This window comes from Acidovorax sp. KPB24-07 (assembly GCF_057543315.1).
This window is the reverse complement of record NZ_BAAJYS010000936.1, coordinates 1-590: the sequence shown is the minus strand read 5'-3', so window position 1 is coordinate 590 and position 590 is coordinate 1. Positions and strand designations below refer to the sequence as shown.

At 73.4% G+C, this 590-nt stretch carries 1 protein-coding gene; it reads left to right on the top strand.

The features are described from left to right. Nucleotides 1-205: 205 nt before the first annotated feature. A partial coding sequence (locus AC27IQ_RS26770) for a 3,4-dihydroxy-2-butanone-4-phosphate synthase (RefSeq protein WP_487091507.1) occupies nucleotides 206-590 on the top strand: 385 nt, incomplete at its 3' end.

The following is a 590-nucleotide window of genomic DNA, read 5'->3' as shown; positions in this document are numbered from 1 at the left end:
CGAGGGCGGCCGGCCGCGGCCCGCCTCGCCCGCGCCCCAAGTCCACTAAGTGGACTAAAATCGCCGCCTTTGGGGCGCGTAGCGCTCCCGCACCGTGCGGCCAGCGCCGCACCGCCCGCTCTTTGGAGGCGGCTCCGTCCGGGCCGTGGCCGGACCAGCGTGCGGTGCACGCCACCCGCGCGGCCCACCGAAAGCCCTGCCCTCCATGAACACCCCCCTGACCCCTGCGCCCATCTCGCCGGTGCAAGACATCGTGGCCGAGATGCGCGCCGGGCGCATCGTCATCCTCGTGGACGAGGAAGACCGCGAGAACGAAGGCGACCTGGTCCTGGCCGCCGACCACGTCACCCCCGAGGCCATCAACTTCATGGCGCGCTTCGGCCGCGGCCTGATCTGCCTGACCCTCACCCGCGAACGCTGCGAACTGCTGAAGCTGGCCCCCATGGTGGCCCGCAACGGCACCAAGATGGGCACGGCGTTCACCGCCTCCATCGAGGCGGCGGAGGGCGTGACCACCGGCATCTCCGCCGCCGACCGCGCCCGCACCGTGCAGGCCGCCGTGGCGCCCCACGCCGTGGCCGCCGACTTGG